The sequence below is a fragment of the Streptomyces sp. NPDC006296 genome, assembly GCF_040613235.1.
Lineage (GTDB): Bacteria > Actinomycetota > Actinomycetes > Streptomycetales > Streptomycetaceae > Streptomyces.
In genome coordinates this window covers 131,320-151,292 of record NZ_JBEXRT010000016.1, presented here as the reverse complement: position 1 = coordinate 151,292, position 19,973 = coordinate 131,320, and the positions used below count along the sequence as shown (strand labels likewise).

At 70.9% G+C, this 19,973-nt stretch carries 23 protein-coding genes and 1 pseudogene; 9 read left to right on the top strand and 15 right to left on the bottom strand.

Annotation, left to right across the window (positions count from 1 at the left end; genetic code table 11):
- Positions 1 to 89: pseudogene (locus ABZ172_RS14240) on the top strand (aldehyde dehydrogenase family protein); the annotation flags it as partial.
- On the opposite strand, the gene ABZ172_RS14235 reads toward ABZ172_RS14240, so the two are convergent.
- Complete coding sequence (locus tag ABZ172_RS14235) at positions 53 to 292, bottom strand: DUF4031 domain-containing protein (protein WP_356883711.1); 240 nt, start codon at positions 290 to 292, stop codon at positions 53 to 55. The pseudogene ABZ172_RS14240 and the gene ABZ172_RS14235 sit on opposite strands and share 37 nt — an antisense overlap.
- The gene (locus tag ABZ172_RS14230) at positions 289 to 657 is read right to left on the bottom strand and encodes a hypothetical protein (RefSeq protein WP_356883709.1); all 369 of its coding nucleotides are present in this window, start codon (positions 655 to 657) and stop codon (positions 289 to 291) included. Before ABZ172_RS14230 ends, ABZ172_RS14235 begins: the two co-directional genes overlap by 4 nt.
- Positions 658 to 787: 130 nt before the next feature.
- Between ABZ172_RS14230 and ABZ172_RS14225 the strand changes: the two genes are divergently transcribed.
- The 4 genes from ABZ172_RS14225 (at position 788) to ABZ172_RS14210 (ending at position 5,539) form a co-directional block, all read left to right on the top strand.
- Positions 788 to 1,705, top strand: coding sequence for a MurR/RpiR family transcriptional regulator (locus ABZ172_RS14225; protein ID WP_356883707.1), 918 nt, complete (start codon positions 788 to 790; stop codon positions 1,703 to 1,705).
- 61 nt (positions 1,706 to 1,766) lie between these two features.
- Entirely contained in the window at positions 1,767 to 2,735 is a 969-nt protein-coding gene (murQ, locus tag ABZ172_RS14220) for an N-acetylmuramic acid 6-phosphate etherase (RefSeq protein ID WP_356883705.1), read from the top strand.
- Positions 2,736 to 2,770: 35 nt separating this feature from the next.
- Positions 2,771 to 4,282, top strand: a complete 1,512-nt coding sequence (locus tag ABZ172_RS14215) for a PTS transporter subunit EIIC (protein ID WP_356883703.1) — start codon at positions 2,771 to 2,773, stop codon at positions 4,280 to 4,282.
- Between the two features lie 213 nt (positions 4,283 to 4,495).
- Complete coding sequence (locus ABZ172_RS14210) at positions 4,496 to 5,539, top strand: hypothetical protein (RefSeq protein ID WP_356883701.1); 1,044 nt, start codon at positions 4,496 to 4,498, stop codon at positions 5,537 to 5,539.
- A gap of 136 nt (positions 5,540 to 5,675) precedes the next feature.
- Here the strand turns inward: ABZ172_RS14210 and ABZ172_RS14205 are convergent, their stop codons facing one another.
- The 7 genes from ABZ172_RS14205 to ABZ172_RS14175 form a co-directional block, all read right to left on the bottom strand.
- Complete coding sequence (locus ABZ172_RS14205) at positions 5,676 to 5,987, bottom strand: SCO5918 family protein (protein ID WP_356883699.1); 312 nt, start codon at positions 5,985 to 5,987, stop codon at positions 5,676 to 5,678.
- A 49-nt stretch (positions 5,988 to 6,036) separates the two neighbouring features.
- Positions 6,037 to 6,366, bottom strand: coding sequence for a hypothetical protein (locus ABZ172_RS14200; protein ID WP_356883697.1), 330 nt, complete (start codon positions 6,364 to 6,366; stop codon positions 6,037 to 6,039).
- Positions 6,367 to 6,487: 121 nt separating this feature from the next.
- Positions 6,488 to 7,981: a DEAD/DEAH box helicase gene (locus tag ABZ172_RS14195; protein ID WP_356883695.1), complete on the bottom strand. Its 1,494-nt coding sequence runs from the start codon at positions 7,979 to 7,981 to the stop codon at positions 6,488 to 6,490.
- 331 nt (positions 7,982 to 8,312) lie between these two features.
- On the bottom strand, positions 8,313 to 8,516 hold the full coding sequence (locus tag ABZ172_RS14190) for a cold-shock protein (protein ID WP_356883693.1): 204 nt from the start codon (positions 8,514 to 8,516) through the stop codon (positions 8,313 to 8,315).
- 531 nt (positions 8,517 to 9,047) lie between these two features.
- Complete coding sequence (locus tag ABZ172_RS14185; RefSeq protein WP_356883691.1) at positions 9,048 to 9,386, bottom strand: MerR family transcriptional regulator; 339 nt, start codon at positions 9,384 to 9,386, stop codon at positions 9,048 to 9,050.
- Positions 9,387 to 10,171: 785 nt separating this feature from the next.
- Entirely contained in the window at positions 10,172 to 10,408 is a 237-nt protein-coding gene (locus ABZ172_RS14180; RefSeq protein ID WP_356883689.1) for a hypothetical protein, read from the bottom strand.
- A complete protein-coding gene (locus ABZ172_RS14175; RefSeq protein WP_356883687.1) occupies positions 10,398 to 10,640 on the bottom strand; it encodes a hypothetical protein in 243 nt (80 codons plus the stop codon). The genes ABZ172_RS14180 and ABZ172_RS14175 overlap by 11 nt, the downstream gene beginning before the upstream one ends.
- Positions 10,641 to 10,755: 115 nt before the next feature.
- On the opposite strand from ABZ172_RS14175, the gene ABZ172_RS14170 reads away from it, so the two are divergent.
- Positions 10,756 to 11,598 carry a helix-turn-helix transcriptional regulator gene (locus ABZ172_RS14170; protein ID WP_356883685.1) on the top strand — a complete coding sequence of 281 codons (843 nt, stop codon included), beginning with the start codon at positions 10,756 to 10,758 and terminating at the stop codon, positions 11,596 to 11,598.
- On the top strand, positions 11,579 to 11,902 hold the full coding sequence (locus ABZ172_RS14165) for a DUF397 domain-containing protein (protein ID WP_356883683.1): 324 nt from the start codon (positions 11,579 to 11,581) through the stop codon (positions 11,900 to 11,902). Before ABZ172_RS14170 ends, ABZ172_RS14165 begins: the two co-directional genes overlap by 20 nt.
- Before the next feature lie 29 nt (positions 11,903 to 11,931).
- On the opposite strand, the gene ABZ172_RS14160 is transcribed toward ABZ172_RS14165, so the two are convergent.
- A complete protein-coding gene (locus ABZ172_RS14160; RefSeq protein WP_356883681.1) occupies positions 11,932 to 12,885 on the bottom strand; it encodes an NAD(P)-dependent alcohol dehydrogenase in 954 nt (317 codons plus the stop codon).
- A gap of 59 nt (positions 12,886 to 12,944) precedes the next feature.
- On the opposite strand from ABZ172_RS14160, the gene ABZ172_RS14155 reads away from it, so the two are divergent.
- Positions 12,945 to 13,583, top strand: coding sequence for a helix-turn-helix domain-containing protein (locus ABZ172_RS14155; RefSeq protein WP_356883679.1), 639 nt, complete (start codon positions 12,945 to 12,947; stop codon positions 13,581 to 13,583).
- A 509-nt stretch (positions 13,584 to 14,092) separates the two neighbouring features.
- Entirely contained in the window at positions 14,093 to 15,007 is a 915-nt protein-coding gene (locus ABZ172_RS14150; RefSeq protein WP_356883677.1) for a hypothetical protein, read from the top strand.
- Between the two features lie 30 nt (positions 15,008 to 15,037).
- Here the strand turns inward: ABZ172_RS14150 and ABZ172_RS14145 are convergent, their stop codons facing one another.
- The 5 genes from ABZ172_RS14145 to thrC form a co-directional block, all read right to left on the bottom strand.
- Complete coding sequence (locus ABZ172_RS14145) at positions 15,038 to 15,547, bottom strand: DinB family protein (protein WP_356883675.1); 510 nt, start codon at positions 15,545 to 15,547, stop codon at positions 15,038 to 15,040.
- 188 nt (positions 15,548 to 15,735) lie between these two features.
- On the bottom strand, positions 15,736 to 17,358 hold the full coding sequence (gene groL / locus ABZ172_RS14140) for a chaperonin GroEL (protein WP_356883673.1): 1,623 nt from the start codon (positions 17,356 to 17,358) through the stop codon (positions 15,736 to 15,738).
- A gap of 353 nt (positions 17,359 to 17,711) precedes the next feature.
- Positions 17,712 to 17,918 (bottom strand): cold-shock protein, encoded by a 207-nt coding sequence (locus ABZ172_RS14135; RefSeq protein WP_003967346.1) that lies wholly within the window; start codon positions 17,916 to 17,918, stop codon positions 17,712 to 17,714.
- A gap of 446 nt (positions 17,919 to 18,364) precedes the next feature.
- Positions 18,365 to 18,640, bottom strand: coding sequence for a MoaD/ThiS family protein (locus ABZ172_RS14130; protein WP_356883671.1), 276 nt, complete (start codon positions 18,638 to 18,640; stop codon positions 18,365 to 18,367).
- A 28-nt stretch (positions 18,641 to 18,668) separates the two neighbouring features.
- On the bottom strand, positions 18,669 to 19,967 hold the full coding sequence (thrC, locus tag ABZ172_RS14125) for a threonine synthase (RefSeq protein WP_356883669.1): 1,299 nt from the start codon (positions 19,965 to 19,967) through the stop codon (positions 18,669 to 18,671).
- Positions 19,968 to 19,973: the final 6 nt, after the last annotated feature.

The window sequence follows — 19,973 nt, the reverse complement described above, 5'->3', positions numbered from 1 at the left end:
GCGTCGTCGTGCACGAGCCGGTCGGCGTCTGCGCCCTGATCGCCCCGTGGAACTACCCGCTGCTCCAGGCCAGCTGGAAGATCGCCCCCGACCCGACCTCCCGTGCCCCGGCCCGCACCGCGTCGGCGTAGCGCGCCTCGGGCACGTCGTAGTGGTCGCGCTCGAAGGCGCGGGGCGGGCAGCCGATGGCCGCGGCGAAGGCGTGCAGTTCCTCGAACGACACGTCGCTGACCAGGTGCGACCACAGGTGGCCGTGCCCCGGCCAGGTCGGCGGGTCGATGTAGAGGGTCACCGGCCGAGCACCTCGGCGAGCGACCCCACCCGGGCGACGGACACCGTCGCCTTCGTACAGACCCAGTGCGGATCGGCCCCGAGCTCGGGCTCGACGTCCAGCGCGTGCGGCCCCTCCCCCGTGCACACCGGGCACAGCGGCCACCGTCCGTGCTGTTCCAGGAGCGCGTCCTGGACGTCCTGCGCCACGAGCCCGGTGACGAACGACACTCCCTCGGGCCACTGCTCGACCCACCAGCGGCGGTGGACCACCGCGTCCTCGACCATCGAGACGATCCCGGCCTCGGCCACGTCGCCCGCGACGAGGTCGGCCATCACCAGCGCACGTGCGGTGTGCAGCTCCTGTTCCAGGTTGTTCAGCTCCATGGGCCCCATTGTCCCCCGCCGCCTCCGTGGCCGAGCCCGGATCGTCCGGGGGCGGGGACCGTGTGATCCTCCGGAAGGAGGGGCCAAAGGGGGGGTTGACGGGATTCGTCCGTGAAAATATCTTTCAAATGTGACCCATGACGTGAAGGAAAGTTTCAACCCGGACTCCCCGCCCGCGCCCGCCGCTCTCGCGGCCAAGGTGCGGACCCTCGCTCCGTCCATGACCCGTTCCATGCAGCGGGTCGCCGAGGCGGTCGCGGGTGACCCCGCCGGGTGTGCCGCCCTCACCGTCACCGGGCTCGCCGAGCTGACCGGCACCAGCGAGGCCACCGTCGTGCGCACCGCCCGCCTCCTCGGCTACCCGGGGTACCGGGACCTGCGCCTCGCGCTGGCCGGCCTCGCCGCCCACCAGCAGTCCGGCCGGGCGCCCGCCGTCACCGCCGACATCGCGGTCGACGACCCCATCGCGGACGTCGTCACGAAGCTCGCCTACGACGAGCAGCAGACCCTCGCGGACACGGCGGCCGGACTCGACACCGCGCAGCTCGGAGCGGCCGTGGTCGCCGCGGCGACGGCCCGCCGCATCGACATCTACGGCGTCGGCGCGTCCTCCCTCGTCGGCCAGGACCTGGCGCAGAAGCTGCTCCGGATCGGCCTGATAGCCCACGCCCACATGGACCCGCACCTCGCCGTGACCAACGCGGTGCAGCTCCGCTCCGGCGACGTGGCCATAGCGATCACGCACTCCGGCTCCACCGCCGACGTCATCGAACCGCTCCGGGTCGCCTTCGACCGCGGCGCGACGACGATCGCCATCACCGGGCGCCCCGACGGACCGGTCTCGCAGTACGCCGACCACGTGCTGACCACGTCCACCGCCCGGGAGAGCGAGCTGCGGCCGGCCGCCATGTCGAGCCGCACCAGCCAGCTCCTCGTCGTCGACTGCCTCTTCATAGGGGTGGCCCAGCGGACGTACGAGACGGCCGCGCCCGCCCTGTCCGCCTCCTACGAGGCGCTCGCACACCGCCGTACCCCGCGCAGCCGCTGACCACGGCAGCGCCCCACCCCCTCCGAAGCAGCACGAGCCCGAGAAAGCAGAGTCGCCGTCCATGACCTCCACCACCGACGCGAACACCGACGTACCGGCCCCCGGCGGTACCGACGCGCTGCGCGCACAGCTCGCCACCCTCACCACCGAGGCGTTCCGGCCGGAGCTCGCCGAGATCGACCGGCTGCCCACGCAGGAGATCGCCCGCATCATGAACGGCGAGGACACCACCGTCCCCGCCGCCGTGGCCGAGCGGCTCCCGCAGATCGCCGCCGCGATCGACGCCACCGCCGCGCGCATGGCGCGCGGCGGCCGGCTGATCTACGCGGGCGCCGGCACCGCCGGACGGCTCGGGGTGCTCGACGCCAGCGAGTGCCCGCCCACCTTCAACACCGACCCGTCCGAGGTGCTCGGCCTGATCGCCGGCGGCCCCTCCGCCATGGTCAAGGCCGTCGAGGGCGCCGAGGACAGCAAGGAACTCGCCGCCGCCGACCTCGACGGCCTGGACCTCACCGCCGACGACACGGTGGTCGGGATCTCCGCCTCCGGCCGCACCCCGTACGCCATCGGCGCCGTCGAGCACGCCCGCCGCACGGGCGCCCTGACCATCGGGCTCTCCTGCAACGCGGACTCCGCGCTCGCCGCCGCGGCCGAGCACGGCCTGGAGATCGTCGTGGGGCCCGAGCTGCTCACCGGCTCGACCCGCCTCAAGGCGGGGACGGCGCAGAAGCTCGTCCTCAACATGCTCTCGACGATCACGATGATCCGGCTCGGCAAGACGTACGGGAACCTCATGGTCGACGTGCGCGCTTCCAACGAGAAGCTGCGCGCCCGCTCCCACCGGATCGTCTCCCTCGCCACCGGGGCCTCCGACGAGGAGATCGAGGCGGCGCTCGCCGCCACCGACGGCGAGGTCAAGAACGCCGTCCTCACCCTGCTCGGCGGGGTCGACGGCCCGGCCGCCGCCACGCTCCTGGCCGAGTCCGACGGCCACCTGCGCGCCGCCCTCGCGGCGGTCCGCACCCCCTGACGCACCACTCCTCGCACAGCAAGGCACCACGCACCATGGCTACTGAAGACAAGAACCGCGCCACTGCCGCCGCGATCCTGCCGCTGGTCGGTGGCGCCGCGAACGTCAGCTCGATCGCCCACTGCATGACCCGGCTCCGGCTGGGTCTGCACGACCGCTCCCTCGTCGACGACGAGGCCCTGAAGGCGGTTCCCGCCGTGATGGGCGTGGTCGAGGACGACACCTACCAGATCGTCCTCGGCCCGGGCACCGTCGCCCGGGTCACCCCGGAGTTCGAGCAGCTGGTCGAGGAGGGCAGGGCGTCCGGTGCCCCGGCGCCCGTCCACACGGCCGAGGAGCTCGCCGACAAGGGGGCCGCGCTGAAGGCACGGCAGAAGGCGAAGAACGCGACCCCGTTCAAGCTGTTCCTGCGCAGGATCGCGAACATCTTCGTCCCGCTGATCCCGGCCCTGATCGGCTGCGGCATCATCGCCGGCCTCAACGGGCTGCTGGTGAACCTCGGCTGGCTGACCTCGGTGACCCCCGCCCTCGCGTCGATGGCCTCCGGCTTCATGGCGCTGATCGCGGTCTTCGTGGGCTACAACACGGCGAAGGAGTTCGGCGGTACCCCGATCCTCGGCGGTGCGGTCGCGGCGATCATCGTCTTCCCCGGTGTCGCGAACATCGACGCCTTCGGCCAGACCCTCTCCCCCGGCCAGGGCGGCGTCCTCGGCGCCCTCGGTGCGGCGGTCCTCGCGGTGTACGTCGAGAAGTGGTGCCGCCGCTGGGTGCCCGAGGCGCTGGACGTCCTGGTCACCCCCACGCTCACGGTCCTGATCTCCGGCCTCGTCACGATCTTCGGCCTGATGTACGTGGCCGGTGAGGTCTCCTCCGCCATCGGCACCTTCGCCGACTGGCTGCTCTCCACGGGCGGTGCGGGCGCGGGCTTCGTGCTCGGCGGCTTCTTCCTGCCCCTGGTGATGCTGGGCCTGCACCAGGCGCTGATCCCGATCCACACGACGCTGATCGAGCAGCAGGGCTTCACGGTCCTGCTGCCGATCCTCGCCATGGCCGGGGCCGGCCAGGTCGGTGCGGCAGCAGCCGTGTACCTCCGCCTCCCCCGCAACGAGTCGATCCGCAGGACCATCAGGTCCGCGATGCCCGCGGGTCTGCTGGGCGTCGGCGAGCCGCTGATCTACGGCGTCTCGCTGCCCCTGGGCCGTCCGTTCGTCACGGCCTGTGTGGGCGGCGCGTTCGGCGGCGGTTTCGTGGGGCTGTTCAACCAGCTCGGCGACTCCGTCGGGTCCACGGCCATCGGCCCGTCCGGCTGGGCGCTGTTCCCGCTGCTGGACGGCAACCACGGTCTCGGTTCGACGATCGCGATCTACGCGGGCGGTCTGCTCGTCGGCTACGTCGCGGGATTCGTCGCCACCTACTTCTTCGGCTTCAGCAAGTCCCTGCTGGCGGAGTTCAACGTCTCCCAGGAAGCGGCCCCCTCCACGGTCGCGGCCACCGGCCCGTCCACCGCCCCGGGCGACAGCCCGACGAAGGAGCCCGCAGGCGTCTGACCCCCCTCCGCCGCCGTGCCGCGGCAGAAAGCGGGTGGCGCACGGTCCCCGGACCGTGCGCCACCCGCTTCTCCTTTCTCCCTCCGCTTCCACGCCCCGTGGACCGGCCGGTCCGGCCGCGAGGGAACCGCGCGCCGGTCCGCCCGCATCCCTCTCCCCGGACGCCGGTCTTCGATCACCGGTCGGCGCCCCGGACACCGAGAGGCGGCAGAGATGACGAGCGGACGGGCGAGCGGCGGCCTCGCACACCCGACCCCCTCGCCCGGAGGGCGGGAGACGGGCCGGCCGCACGAACCGCGATCCGGCATCGCCCGCACGACCGGGGCCGTCCTGCGACGCGACGGGCTGCGCCTGTACGGCCGGTCGGCACACGTCACCGGTCTGGTCGCGGTGGGCGGTCTGCTGCTGACCGCCGTGGCGTTCCTCGCCGCCTGGCCCACCTTCGACGCGATACGCCAGGGCGCGGTGCGGGCCCGCCTCGACGAGGACTCCTACGCCCCGGACGGCACCCGGGTGCAGACCCTGTGGCTCGTCCTCCTCGCCTGCCTGCCGTTCCTGGTCCTGCTGCTGCACCTGGGGTGCACCGCCCTCCAGACGGCGTGCGCCCGCGCGGTGGCCGCACCGGGAGGCAGCCTCCCGCGCGGCCGCTTCCGTACGGTCCTCGGGGTGTACGCACTGCGCGGGGTGTGCGTATGGATTCCGCTCGTGACCGGCGTGCTGGTGCAGGGGTACTTCACCACCACCCTGTTCAGGGAGTACACCGTGCTCGTCCCCCAGGGGGAGCACCCCCGTCTGTTCCCCCTGCTGCGCCACGGACCTCCGCTGCTCGGCCTTCTGCTGACGCTGGTGCTCCGCTTCGGCTGGGCCCTGGCCCCGGCCACCGCCGCGCGCGAAGGCCTCCGTCCCCCGGCCGCGCTGCGCCGCTCCTGGTCGCTGACCTGGGGCCGGACCGCCTCCTGGGCCCGCACCCTGGCCGTCGCGCTGCCCCTGGGCGGGCTCACCGTCGGCCTGTACGTCCTGCTCCAGGCCGCCGCCCGGCCGGCGCGCGGCGGGACGGCTTCCCTCTTCCTGACGTGGGGCCCGGACAACACCTACGCCGCCCACGTGGCCGGGGTCCTCGCCCCGATCGCCCTCGCCCTGCTGCTCACCGGGGCCCTGGTCCTCCCGCCGGCGCACACCGCCCTGACGGTGCTTCACCAGCGGCTCGCCGGCCCCGGGGAGCGACAGCCGGCGAGCGGACCGGCCACCCGGACCTGACCGCAGGGCCGTTGAGCCTGTGCGGCCCGGCCGGGGAAACGGAGGAAAGCCTTGAGAGCAACAGTGAGGGTCCGACCGGCACCTGCCGGTCGGACCCTCACTGTTGTTCCGGTGGCGGCTCGCGCCCGCCCGCCGATCAGCCGGCGGCGGGTGCGCCGAGCATCGCGGAAGCGTGCTGGAGCGGCGTGTGAACGCGCTCGGGCGCGATGGCCGGGGACGGGCCGGGGCAGGTGAAGCCGAGCTGGGTCATGGCCCGGAGGACTTCAGCTGCGCTGAAATCGCGGCGGTCCTGGCGGGTGACGACCTGACCGACCTGCTTGACCGGGTAGGTGCGGCGCCCGATGATCACGGACTCGCCGATGACCTGTTCGGGCTTGACGCCCTTCATGGATTCCAGGACACCGCTCTTGGTGAGGTCGAACGGGAAGCGGGCGATGACACAGCGCATGATGCCTCACAGGGAGAGGAAGGAGATGGTTCCACCGCGATGAGGCGGTTCAGTGAGCAGGGGCGAGGTCGCGCCCGACGCCGGCCCGGCCTTCGGCGGCCGGCGGCGCGGCGAGCAGCCGCCCCGGGGCTCCGCACCCGGCCTCGGTGGTCGTGGCCACGGGCGGGGCGAACGGCCCGCTGTCACCGAGGATGTCGCGCAACCTGAGCCGGTCGGTGTAACCGGGGCTGTCGCGGACCGCGGCGAGCCGGGCCTGGGTGACCAGCTGCGTGCACAGGCCGTCGTCGTCGCAGACGGACAGGTGCCCGGTGCGGGCTCCGGCCATGACGGACAGGGCGACCTCAAGGGTCATGTCGTCGCTGACCTGCAGTGCGTCCATGTCCGCGGCCTCTGCCGCGGTGCTCTGCGCGGGAGTGACGCCTGTCGAGTGGGGATGCATCTGGATCAGCGTCAAAAGGTGCCTTCTGCCGTGGTGGGTGAGTTTCCTGATCACGAGGCTCTCAGGCCGCCGCCGCGTCGGCGGCCTGCCGAGCGGTCCTGCGCCGGGCAGCCGGGGCCGGGCCGCGCCGGCCGCGTGAGGATGCGCTGCGCTTGCGTCGTTCGGTCACCGGCGCGGTGATCGTGACGGGGACGCCGGAGGGTGCCTGGGCACCGGTGATCCGGCTCAGTTCCTCTTCGCCGAGGTGGATCCGGGTGGTCTGGGGCACGATCCCGGCGGCGGTCATGAGACGGCTCATGTCGCGGCGCTGGTGGGGGGTGACGAGGGTCACGACACAGCCCGACTCGCCGGCCCGGGCGGTGCGCCCGCCGCGGTGGAGGTAGTCCTTGTGGTCGGTCGGCGGGTCGATGTTGACGACCAGGTCCAGGTTGTCCACGTGAATGCCCCGGGCCGCGACGTTCGTGGCGACGAGCACGGTGACGTGCCCGGTCTTGAACTGGGTCAGCGTCCGGGTGCGCTGGGGCTGGGACTTGCCGCCGTGCAGTGCGGCTGCTCGCACTCCACTGTTCAGCAGGTGCACGGTGAGTTTGTCGACCGCGTGCTTGGTGTCCAGGAACATGATCACCCGGCCGTCGCGGGCTGCGATCTCGGTGGTCGCACGGCTCTTGTCCGCGCCGTGCACGTGCAGCACGTGGTGCTCCATCGTGGTGACCGCACCGGCGGACGGGTCGACGCTGTGGACGACCGGGTCGGTGAGGTAGCGGCGGACCAGAAGGTCCACGTTGCGGTCGAGGGTGGCGGAGAACAGCATCCGCTGCCCATCGGGGCGCACCTGGTCCAGGAGGGCGGTGACCTGGGGCATGAAGCCCATGTCGGCCATCTGGTCGGCCTCGTCCAGAACGGTGATCTCGACCTGGTCCAGCCGGCAGTCACCACGGTCGATGAGGTCCTTGAGCCGGCCCGGCGTGGCGACGACGACATCGGCACCGTCCCGCAGCGCCTTGGCCTGCCTGCCGATCGACATTCCGCCGACGACGGTGGTCAGGCGCAGGCTCACCGAGCGGGCATAGGGAGAGAGCGCATCGGTGACCTGCTGAGCCAGCTCGCGCGTCGGGACGAGGACGAGGGCCAGCGGCTGGCGGGGCTCGGCGCGCCGGCCTGCGGTGCGGGCCAGAAGCGCCAGACCGAAGGCGAGCGTCTTGCCCGATCCGGTGCGCCCGCGCCCCAGGGTGTCGCGGCCCGCGAGCGTGTTGGGCAGGGTCGCCCCCTGGATGGGGAAAGGCACCCTGACGCCCTGCGCGGTCAGCGCAGCCAGCAGCTGCGCCGGCATGGCGAGATCGGCGAACGCCTGGACAGCGGGCAGAGCGGGAGTGATCGTCTCCGGCAGGGCGAACTCGCCCGGGGCCGCGCCGGACCGTCGGCCGTGGCCACCGGAGCGGCTCGGGCCACCTGAACGGCTGGGGGCGGGTGAGCCGGAACGGCTGCTCCGGCCGGAGCCGGGACCGCCGGTGCGGCGGGTCCGGGAGGTGCGGTCGTTCGTGCGTGTGGGGTTCATTCGAGAACCTTCCTTGATACGGCGCGTATCAAGGAATTCACCGGCAGAAAACAGCGCGGGAAATCACGAGAACGGGCCGGGACGGAATACTGGAGGGACGCCGCCGCAATGCATCCGGTACGGTGCGGGCGGGAAAAAAGGACGACCGGGCGGGCGACGCCGTTTCGGCGCGAGGTCCCGGATGCCGTCGGGTGCGGACCCGGCGCGCAGGCCGCCTGGAGCGGAATCGGGGTGGTTCCGTCCCACGGAGGCTGCCCTCCGCGGTACATGCCCGTAGCCGGGGCCCGCACCCCGAGGGGTGCGGGCCCCGGCCACGAAGTGCGCTTCAGCGTCAGGCCGGGACGATGTTCTCGGCCGTCGGACCCTTCTGGCCCGAGGCGATGTCGAAGGTGACCCGCTGGCCTTCGAGCAGCTCACGGAATCCCTGAGCAGCGATGTTGGAGAAGTGGGCGAACACGTCGTCGCCTCCGCCGTCCTGCTCGATGAAGCCGAAGCCCTTGGCCGCGTTGAACCACTTCACAGTGCCAGACGCCATGTCATGTCTCCTTTTTTGGGGCAGTACGCCGGAATCCGCGACACACGGATACCGCGTCGCCGCGATGATGCCCCGCCCGGAGAACAACCGGAAACACAGAACGCTTCACGCGGGAAATCACCGACGCGAGCGTTGAATTTTTGGGAACCACAACTGCAACTGAATCGACAGTAGCATGCCGTAGTGATCCGAGTACGCCTGACAGAACAAATTGATTCGCTACGATAAACACGCTGTCGGCGCGAGAAAATCAACCCTCGTCTCGCGGCAGCAGATATTGGCCCACAAGCGGCACAGTGTTCCGGCGAGAAATCTCGTCGCCTGCGGCTCGGCGGGTGTGACCACCCGCGGTGGCGCCCCTCCACCCGACGGTGCCCCTCGAAGGCACCGTGCCGCGTTCACGGCCACCCGCCACGACCGGTATTCCGTCGCGGCCTGCGGGCCCCTGTCCGCCGTCCGCAGCGGACCGGGCGGTGGCAGTCCAGGGCCCGGCCCGCAGTGTCCTCCGCGCGCAGGCGCAGCCGGGCCGCCTCAGCCCGTGGCCGTCGGATCGCCCGAGACGGCGGCGCGCCGGTACTCGGCGTTGATGCGCTGAGCTTCTTCGAGCTGGTCCTCGAGGATGACGATGCGGCAGGCGGCCTCGATGGGCGTGCCCTGGTCGACGAGTTCCCGCGCGCGGGCGGCGATGCGCAACTGGTACCGGGAGTAGCGCCGGTGTCCCCCCTCGGAACGCAGCGGGGTGATCAGGCGGGCTTCGCCGACGGCACGGAGAAAGCCCTGGGTGGTACCGAGCATCTCGGCGGCCCGGCCCATCGTGTAGGCGGGATAGTCGTCGTCATCGAGACGACCGAAGGATTCGCCTGCTGTCATTTGCACCTCTCTGCGGAACGCGCTGAGGGGCCCGGGTGCCATATGGCACCCGGGCCCCGAAGGAATTGCTACACCATCAGCCGGCCCTGGCGTGGGGCCGACCCTCTGTGTCCGCCGACCCGGCATGAAAGTCGCCGGGGCTGCGGGGATCGCGGTTGCTTGACCGGAGACCACCTCACTATCGATGTCCTGCGGTACCCGGGCTCACGACTCCGCCCGGGCGATCCTGATGGCGCCCACTCCTCCGTTCTACCCTCTGGGATCAATCACTTTCTTGCTGCGATCTGCTCAGTGGCCTGTCGCAGCACCACTCTCCGGCAGCCAGCCCCGTCACCCGTCCTGCATCTGCTCTGGCTTGGAACCCCACTGCCGAACCTCCCGGCGCGCGCGCCTGCAGCCGACGCCTTCACCGAGGTGTCGCTCATGTGACACCGCTGCTGGGTACTGCTCACCGCTTGCGGCGGCCCCTGACTACCGCGGGCCACCCGGTCCGGCCGTCAGTCTCGTCGCCGTCCTGCAACAACCCTGGCTTCGAAACTCCACCGCCGCACCGTCCTGCTCACTTCAACTGCGGGTACAACTGCCCGGCAGTTCGTCTCTGCCGGGCCCTGCTGTCCTTCTGGCTACGAGAGAAACCATACTCACGTCACAACCCAATGTCTACTCTCCCCAGCATAGATTTCCTCGACCGTGGTCGATAGACAGTCGAAGCGGCTCAGGGACGGACACGCGCCGACCACCCGGCCCCGACCGCCGGGACGCGCCTCACGGCACGGACCTCCCGCTCAGGACGGCAGTCGCCCCTCGCGGTTGATCTCCGTCACCCGCGCCCGGAGCACCAGCCCCGGCGGCGCGGGCCGGACCACGTCCGGCGGGCAGTCCCACTCCGCGCCGCCACCCGGCGGACGCAGCTGGACGTACGGCCCGACACGGCCCATCACCCGGCCCACCCTGCCGTCCCGGCCGTCCACCGCGAAGGTCCCGGGCTCCGGGGTGCACGGCTCCAGTCCCTCAACGGTCATGAGCCGCCGCCGCTTCCAGCTCCGCGCTCAGCCGCAGCGCCGTCTCGACCGAGCACCGGCCCAGGTCGACCAGCGGTACCGGCCGGCTGCCCGCGAACGACAACGGGTCGATCCGCAGCGAAGGCAGCTTCACCCCGACCCCCGCGAGCCCTGCCCGCAGCCGTGCCACCGCGTCCTCTGCCGCCCGAACTCTGCCCGCTGCCTCTTGGCGCCGTTCCGTAGCCGTCGTCATGATCTTCCCCATTTCCACGCTGAGTAGTTGCCATGCCTACTCAGCGTGGCCAATTCCTCGCTACCGTGGAAGAGGTGCAGTTCCAACATCCGCACGTGTGCCACGGGGAGTCGCCTTGCCCGGACCGAAGAAGCTCGACCCCGCCTCCTCTCCGCGCGCCCTGCTGGGCGCCGAGCTCCGCCACCGGAGAGAGGCGGCGAGCATGTCCCAGGAAGACCTGGGAACACCCCTGTTCGTCAGCGGCTCGTTCATCGGACAGCTGGAGGCCGGCACGCGCCGGATGCAGGAGGACCAGGCCCGGAGACTCGACGAGGTACTGGGCGCGGACGGGTTCTTCGTACGGAACTGCACCGCCCTCAAGAAGTCGAAGTACCCGGACCACTTCGCGGAGGCGGCCGAGGCGGAGGCCATGGCGGAGACGATCAAGGAATTTTCGCCGCTCCTCATCCCTGGGCTCTTGCAGTCAGAGTCGTACGCGCGCGCCATCTTCCTGGGCTACCGGCCTACAACACCCGAGGAAAAGGTGAACGAACTGGTCGAGGCCAGGCTCGAGCGCGCCGGCCTCCTGACGCATCCAACAATCCCCACGATTTGGACAGTCCTGGATGAGGCGGTGCTGCGACGAAGAGTCGGCGGCCCCGAAGTCATGCGCGAGGCGCTCACCCACCTCATGCGATTGATGCGACAAAGGCGCGTCATCGTGCAGGTGTTGCCCTTCTGCGCGGGTGGGCATTCGGCGATGGGCGGACCACTCAAACTCATGACGTTCCCTGACGCGCCACCTCTGGCCTACCTGGACGGGCTTGGTTCCGGACAACTTCTTGACGATCCAGCACAAGTACTGTCATACGAACTGACCTACGATTTGCTGGTGGCCAGCGCATTGTCACCTGATGCATCCCTGGCCTTGATCGAATCGGTGGCGGAGGATTACGCCTATGAAGATCAACAGTTCTGACCACATCCTGGCCACGGCAACGTGGCACAAGTCCTCGTACAGCGACGGAAGCGGTGGCAACTGCCTCGAAATAGCCACCTGGCACAAGTCCTCACACAGCGGCGGGGACGGTGGCAACTGCCTCGAAGTCGCCACCTGGCGCAAGTCCTCGCACAGCGGCGGGGACGGCGGTGACTGCCTCGAAGTCGCCGACGGGCTGCCCGACATCGTGCCGGTCCGTGACTCCAAGGTGACCGACGGCCCCGTGCTGGCCTTCGGGACCGGTGCGTGGGGTGTCTTCGTGGCCGGTCTCGACCGGCTGTAGGCGATCACCGGGGCGCGCGGGGAAGGACGTCACACCACCTGGATCACGTGCTTCCCCCGCACGCCTCCCGCCTCCAACGCCCGATGGGCGGCGGCGATCCCGGAGAGCGGGTGGACGGTGTCCACGACCGGGCGGATCGCGCCGCTCTCCGCGTATGCGGCGAGCCGGGCGAGGAGGTCGTGCCTCGGGTTGCCACTGAAGAAGCGGACGCGGCGCGGGCCGTGGGCGGTGGAGGCGAGCAGGTAGGCGAGGCTCGCGGCCGGGTGGTCGATGTCGAAGGCGATCGAGACCATGCGTCCGCCGGGGGCCAGGAGCCTGCGGAAGGAGCGGTGTTCGGTGCCGACGGTGTCCAGGACCACGTCGAAGGGGCCCAGGTCCTCCGGCCCGGTGGTCCGGTAGTCGAAGGCCTCGTCCGCCCCGAGTTCCCGTACGAAGTCGAGGTTCTTCCCTCCGGCGAGGCCGGTCACCCGCGCCCCCAGCGCCTTGCCGAGCTGGACGGCGACGCTGCCGATCCCGCCGGCGGCGCCGCGCACGAGCAGGCGCTCGCCCGCCTTCAGCCGGGCCTTGGTCTCCAGAGCGGTGAGGGCGGTCGTCCCGGCGGGCAGTGACGCGGCTTCGACGAGCGAGAGGTTCGCCGGGGCGTAGGAGAGTCGTCGGGGCCGGACCGCGACGTACTCGGCGGCGCTTCCGAAGGTGCGCCCCAGCAGTCCCCACACCCGGTCGCCCTCACGCAGCCCCTTCACGGCGCCGTCGACGCGGGCGACCTCGCCGGCGAAGTCCATCCCCGTGCGCAGCGGGAAGCGGCTGCCCGTCACCAGGCGGACGCGTCCGGCCCGGCCGTACAGCTCGCCGCCGTTGACGCTGAGCGCGTGGACACGGACCAACACCTCGCCCTGTTGGAGTTCCGGGACGGGGACCCGGCCTTCGTAGAGCACTTCGGGAGGGCCGTAGCTGTCGTGGAGCGCCGCTCGCATATCGTCCATACGTCCCACGCTAAACGGGTAAGTGGACGGCACCCTCCATGTGGACCGAAGTGAGAAACATGCCTGATCAGACCTATCGGAAAGCCCCCGAGTCACTGCGTTCCGACGCCCGGGAGAACCGCGAGCGCATCCTCGCCGCGGCCCGCGAGGCGTACGCCCTCCAGGGGATCGACGTGCCCATGGCAGCGATCGCCCGGCGTGCGAAGGTCGGGGTCGCGACGCTCTACCGGCGGTTCCCGACGCGTGCCGCCCTGGTGTCCGAGGCCTTCTCCGAACAGCTCGCCCACTGCGTCGCACTCCTCGACGAGGGGCTGAACGACCCCGACCCCTGGCACGGTTTCTGCTCGGTCGTCGAGCAGGTCTGCATGATGCAGGCGACCGAGCGGGGCTTCACCGAGGCGTTCCTGTCGCAGTTCCCCGACCACGCCGGGTACGCGGAGGGGCGCCGCCGCGCCGAGGAGGGCCTCGCCCTGCTGGTCCGGCGGGCCAAGGACTGCGGACGCCTGCGCCAGGACTTCGACGTACGCGACATCACGCTGCTGATGCTCGCCAACTGCGGTGCCGGCGCGGGAGCGGGTGCCGACGCGCCCGCCGCGACCCGGCGGCTGGTCGCCTACCTCCTCCAGTCCTTCCGCGCCGAGACGGCAGCCCCGCTGCCGCCTCCCGCACCGCTCGGACTCGACCGGATCCCCGCGTAGGGTCCGCACCTCCGCACGCTGTGGCGCGGGTCACATCGGACCCGTGTCACAGATCGGGGGCGCGCGTGCGTCACGTGGCCGTCATCAGGAAGCAGCAGCGGAAGGCGGACACCATGAACACGCACCGGACGCCGGCAACGGCCCCCACCAGAGGCGGACGCGCCGGCGCCGGCGCCGGCCGGCCCGGCCGGGCAGCGGCACCGTGGTCGCCGCGGGCAGCGGGCTGACAGGCGCCGAGCCGGCGGCCCCTCACGAGGGCGCGGGGAGACCGGGACCTCGTGTGCGGCACCCGAGGCTCAAGCCCTGGACTCCGAGCGCTCTTCAGAGGATCGGGTGGAGGGCCTCTTCCCGCCCACCCACCCTCCCCACCAGCGAACTTGACTGTTTGTGACCGAGTTGCGACAGGGCGTCGCCACGCTCTAGCGTGCCCGACAGCAGGCGACCCCCGCCGGTGCGCGAACACCTGACAGGGGTCTGACCACTCGATCGTGAAACAGAAAGGCGATCTGATGGCTGTCGAGCAGTTTAGTGCCGCCCCCCGCGCCCCGTACGAGCCCACACACCCCAGGGCGAACCCCGGTTACGGAAAGCGTTCCGCCCCGGACCAGCTCCCGCGGAGCGCCCGCGACTTCTCCCGTCTGCCGCCCCGCGAAGCCGCCGTCGCCTCCTACATCGACCGGCTGCCGGACGGCTCCGACATCTCCGTCAAGACACTGGCCAAGTGGCTGCCGTACGGCCAGTGCGCGCTGCGCACCGCGCTCAACCGGCTTCAGGCCGCCGGACATCTGCGCCGGGGCAGCGAGTGCGTCGCCACCGACGAGGTCATGCTCTGGGTGACCCGGACGTTCTTCTCGCGCACCGCGCGGGACGACGCCTGGTGGGCGGCCTTCGCCCGGGGTGACGCGCCCCCGGAGACACGGCGGCCGACGCGGTCCCGGGCCTTCGTCCTGCTGGCCGCCCTCGGTCGCACCGCGCCGTCGCTGAGTCTGTCGGCGGCGGACTGCCTGCGTCTGCAACCGCTGGTGGACGCCTGGTTCGAGCGGGGCGCCACCGAGGACGAGACCCTGCGCGCCCTGACCCACGGGCTGCCCGCCACCGTGCACCACGCCGCGTCCCTCGTACGCCGCAGGCTCGTGGACAAACTGCCTCCGGAGCGCTTCGCACCCCGGCCGCCGGCCGTCGTGCTGCGGACCCTGGAGTGCGCCGACTGCCGTGCGCCGGGAAGCGCCGAGGCGCTGCGCGGAGGGCTCTGCGGGAGGTGCCGGGGCGAGGACACGGGCATCGCCGCCCGTCCGCCCGGCACGGTTCCCACCGACGGTGTGCGGGACCGGATGGCGACCGTCCGGGCGGGCCTCGTCCCCCGCTCCGAACGCACCGACCGGGCGCGGGGCATCACACGGGAGGGCGGCTCCGGCCCGCGCTGACGCCCCCGGGCCGTCCGCCGCCGGGTGCGCTCAGGCGCCCACCGTCCCGTCGACGCCCTCCCGGAGCAGGTCGGCGTGGCCGTTGTGGCGGCCGTACTCCAGCAGCACGTGCACCATCACCATGCGCAGCGAGACCTCGTGCCCCCAGCGCGGCTGGAGTCCGGTCAGATCCAGCGAGTCCGCCTGCCGCTCGATCCGCCGCGCGTGCTCCACCTCGGCCTCCCAGGCGCCGAACGCCTCCGCCCGCGTGGAGGCGCTCGCGTCGTACGCCGCCTGGAAGTCGATCCGGTCCGACCAGACCATCGGCGCCTCGTGGTCCTCGAACACCCGCCGGAACCAGGCGCGTTCGACCTCGGCCATGTGGCGCACCAGGCCGAGGAGGGAGAGCGTCGAGGGAGGCATCGACCGCTGCCGCAGCTGCTCGTCGTCCAGCCCCTCGCACTTCATGGCGAGGGTGGCCCGGTGGTAGTCGAGGAACGCCCGCAGCGTCTCCCGTTCGCCGCCTGCCACGGGCGGACCCGTGCGGGGATCGTCGGTCATCGGTGGTGCTCCTTCTCGGTGTGGACGGGCGGTCAGTATCCGGCACCCGCCTTCGGGCCCCGCCGGGGAGGCCGGCCGGCGCGGGCGGGGACAGCACGACGTCGGCCCCCGGGATTCCTCCCGGGGGCCGACGTCGCACGGATACTGCGGGTACTGCGGGGTCCTGCCTGGAACGACCGATCCGAGGATCAGAAGTCCATGTCACCGCCCGGCATGCCGCCCGGAGCGGCCGCGGAGGCCTTCTCCGGCTTGTCGGCGATGACGGCCTCGGTGGTGAGGAAGAGCGCCGCGATGGACGAGGCGTTCTGCAGGGCGGAGCGCGTGACCTTCGCCGGGTCGATGATGCCCTCGGCGATCATGTCGACGTACTCGCCGGTCGCGGCGTTGAGGCCGTGACCGATCGGCAGGTTGCGCACCTTCTCGACGATGACGCCGCCCTCGAGACCACCGTTGACGGCGATCTGCTTGAGCGGGGCCTCCAGCGCGAGCTTGACGGCGTTGGCACCGGTGGCCTCGTCGCCCGTCAGGTCGAGCTTCTCGAAGACGGCCGAGGCCTGGAGCAGAGCCACGCCACCACCGGCGACGATGCCCTCCTCGACGGCGGCCTTGGCGTTGCGCACCGCGTCCTCGATGCGGTGCTTGCGCTCCTTGAGCTCCACCTCGGTGGCGGCGCCGGCCTTGATGACGGCCACGCCGCCGGCCAGCTTCGCGAGGCGCTCCTGGAGCTTCTCGCGGTCGTAGTCCGAGTCGGAGTTCTCGATCTCGGCACGGATCTGCTTGACGCGGCCCTGAACCTGGTCGCTGTCACCGCCGCCGTCGACGATCGTGGTCTCGTCCTTGGTGATGACGACCTTGCGCGCGGTGCCGAGCAGGTCCAGGCCGGCGTTCTCCAGCTTGAGACCGACCTCCTCGGAGATCACGGTGCCACCGGTGAGGATGGCGATGTCGCCGAGCATGGCCTTGCGGCGGTCACCGAAGCCCGGAGCCTTGACGGCGACGGACTTGAAGGTGCCACGGATCTTGTTGACGACCAGCGTCGACAGCGCCTCGCCCTCGACGTCCTCCGCGATGATCAGCAGGGGCTTGCCCGACTGCATGACCTTCTCCAGCAGCGGAAGGAGGTCCTTCACGTTGCTGATCTTGGAGTTGACGATGAGGATGTACGGGTCGTCGAAGGACGACTCCATGCGCTCCATGTCGGTGGCGAAGTACGCCGAGATGTAGCCCTTGTCGAAGCGCATACCCTCGGTGAGCTCCAGCTCCAGACCGAAGGTCTGGGACTCCTCGACGGTGATGACGCCTTCCTTGCCGACCTTGTCCATCGCCTCGGCGATCTTGGCGCCGATCTCGGTGTCGGCGGCGGAGATGGAGGCCGTCGAAGCGATCTGCTCCTTGGTCTCCACGTCCTTCGCCTGCTCCAGCAGAGCGGCGGAGACGGCCTCGACGGCCTTCTCGATGCCACGCTTCAGAGCCATCGGGTTGGCACCCGCGGCGACGTTGCGCAGACCCTCGCGGACGAGCGCCTGGGCGAGAACGGTGGCGGTGGTCGTACCGTCGCCGGCGACGTCGTCCGTCTTCTTGGCGACCTCCTTGACCAGCTCCGCACCGATCTTCTCGTACGGGTCCTCGAGCTCGATCTCCTTGGCGATGGAAACACCATCGTTGGTGATCGTGGGCGCGCCCCACTTCTTCTCGAGGACGACGTTACGGCCCTTGGGGCCGAGGGTGACCTTGACGGCGTCGGCGAGCTGGTTCATCCCGCGCTCGAGACCGCGCCGTGCCTCCTCGTCGAACGCGATGATCTTGGCCATGTGAAGTGGTCCTCCCGGACAGGGGTGGATTTCTCCGGACCGGGAGGCGCCCGCGACGGACGGCCAGCGTGCTGGGTGGTTCCTTGCCCCACCGAGCCTGCGGGCCTCACCGGCCCGGTCCAAGTTCTGTCACTCTCACCTGGAGAGTGCTAAGCCAATGATTAGCACTCGACCCCTTCGAGTGCAAGCGCCTTCGAACAAGGCCGGGGGGTGGCGGACGGGAGCGCGCGCCCCGGAACGGGGCCCGCCGGGGCCGCGCACCCCCGGGGTGCAGACGCACGTGAGGCCCGTCCCCCGGTGGGAGGTACGGGCCTCGCGTGTGTGAGTGGTGTCGTTGGCCGACCGCGCCGAACTCAGCCGACGGCGAGCTTGACCATGTCCGCCTGCGGCCCCTTCTGGCCCTGCGAGATCTCGAATTCAACTCGCTGACCCTCTTCGAGGGTGCGGTACCCGTCCATCTGGATCGCGCTGTAGTGGACGAAAACATCCGCACCACCGTCGACCGCGATGAAGCCGTACCCCTTCTCCGCGTTGAACCACTTGACGGTGCCCTGAGCCATGCCCAACTCCCCTATTACTGGCCCTTGCACGAGCCCGCACTTCGCGGGCCCGGGTCAGAACTCACCCTCCGACAGGAGAGGGTGGCATACGCCGGAACGCGTCGACCGCGGCTGAATGTATCTGCCCAACTGCCCTCTGCAACAGGTCAATCGGACGAGAATTCTGGGCACGGGCCACCGCACGCTTGGGGGGAATTCACGGGATTCCAGGGCAAGTCGGGCCGGGCAAAGGCGACTTATGCCTCAAGGAGTGCACGCACTTTGGCTGCTTCTTGTCGCGGCAGGGGGCGCTCCCGGAGGAGGACGGCGCGGACGGCTGCGGGGACTTCCCCAACTGTACCGTGCTCAACCATGCAGAATGACCCCCTCCGTTTCTCTCACGGAGGGGGTCATCGTGTGTACGCGGTGCGGTCGGCGGCCGAGCGGCCGCACACCGTCCGGGGCCGTCAGCCGCCGGCGACGGCCGGGATGATCGAGACGCCCGCGCCGTCCGGGGTGGCCGCGTCCAGGCCGCCCTCGAAGCGCACGTCGTCGTCGTTGACGTACACGTTGACGAAGCGGCGCAGCTTGCCCTGGTCGTCCAGGACGCGGGCGCCGATGCCCGGGTGGTTCGCCTCCAGCGAGGCGATGACCTCGGAGAGGATCGCGCCCTCGGCCGGGACCTCGGCCTGACCGCCCGTGTAGGTGCGGAGGATGGTGGGGATACGGACCTTGACGCTCATGTGGGTGCCTTCCTTCGGTCTCGGGTGGTCAGTTGGCGGCGGCGAGGCCGGCTTCGCGGAACGCGTCCAGGCTGGGCCGGATCGTCGCCGACAGGCCGGTCGTGGGGGCGACCGCGTCGAGCGTCTTCAGGCCGTCACCGGTGTTCAGGACGACGGTCGTCAGGGACGGGTCGAGCAGACCGGCCTCGATCAGCTTCCGCGTCACCCCGACCGTCACCCCGCCGGCGGTCTCCGCGAAGATGCCCTCGGTGCGGGCCAGCAGCTTGATCGCGTCGACGACCTGCTCGTCGTTCACGTCCTCCACGGCCCCGCCGGTGCGCCGCGCGATGTCCAGCACGTACGGGCCGTCGGCCGGGTTGCCGATCGCCAGGGACTTGGCGATGGTGTCCGGCTTCTGCGGGCGGACCACGTCGTGGCCGGCCTTGAAGGCGGTGGAGACCGGGGAGCAGCCCTCGGCCTGCGCACCGAAGATCTTGTACGGCTTGTCCTCGACGAGACCGAGCTTGATCAGCTCCTGGAGGCCCTTGTCGATCTTCGTGAGCTGCGAGCCGGACGCGATGGGGATGACGAGCTGGTCGGGCAGCCGCCAGCCGAGCTGCTCGCAGATCTCGTACGCCAGGGTCTTGGAACCCTCGCCGTAGTACGGCCGCAGGTTGACGTTGACGAAGCCCCAGCCCTCGCCCAGCGGGTCGCCGATGAGCTCCGAGCAGAAGCGGTTGACGTCGTCGTAGTTGCCGTCGATGCCGACGAGCTCGCCGCCGTACACCGCGGCCATGACGACCTTGCCCTGTTCCAGGTCGTGCGGGATGAACACGCACGAGCGGAAGCCGGCCCGGGCGGCGGCGGCGCCCACCGCACCGGCGAGGTTGCCGGTGGAGGAGCAGGACAGGGTGGTGAACCCGAAGGCGCGGGCGGCCTCGACGGCGATGGCGACGACACGGTCCTTGAAGGAGTGCGTCGGGTTGCCGGAGTCGTCCTTGACGTACAGGCCGCCGGTCACCCCCAGCTCGCGGGCGAGGTTGTCGGCCTTGACCAGCTTGGTGAAACCGGGGTTGATGTTGGGCTTGTCCGCGACGTCGGAGGGGACGGGCAGCAGCGGCGCGTAGCGCCAGATGTTGGCCGGGCCCTCGGCGATGCGCTTCTTCAGCTCTTCGGGGGAGCCGCTCGGCAGGTCGTACGCCACTTCGAGCGGCCCGAAACAGGACGCACAGGCGAAGAGGGGGCCGAGGGCGAAACGCTCACCGCATTCGCGGCAGGAAAGCGCCGCGGCGGGACCGAGATCCACTGCGGGGGAATCGGTGTTCTCTGCGACGGTCTGGACGGCCATGATGGC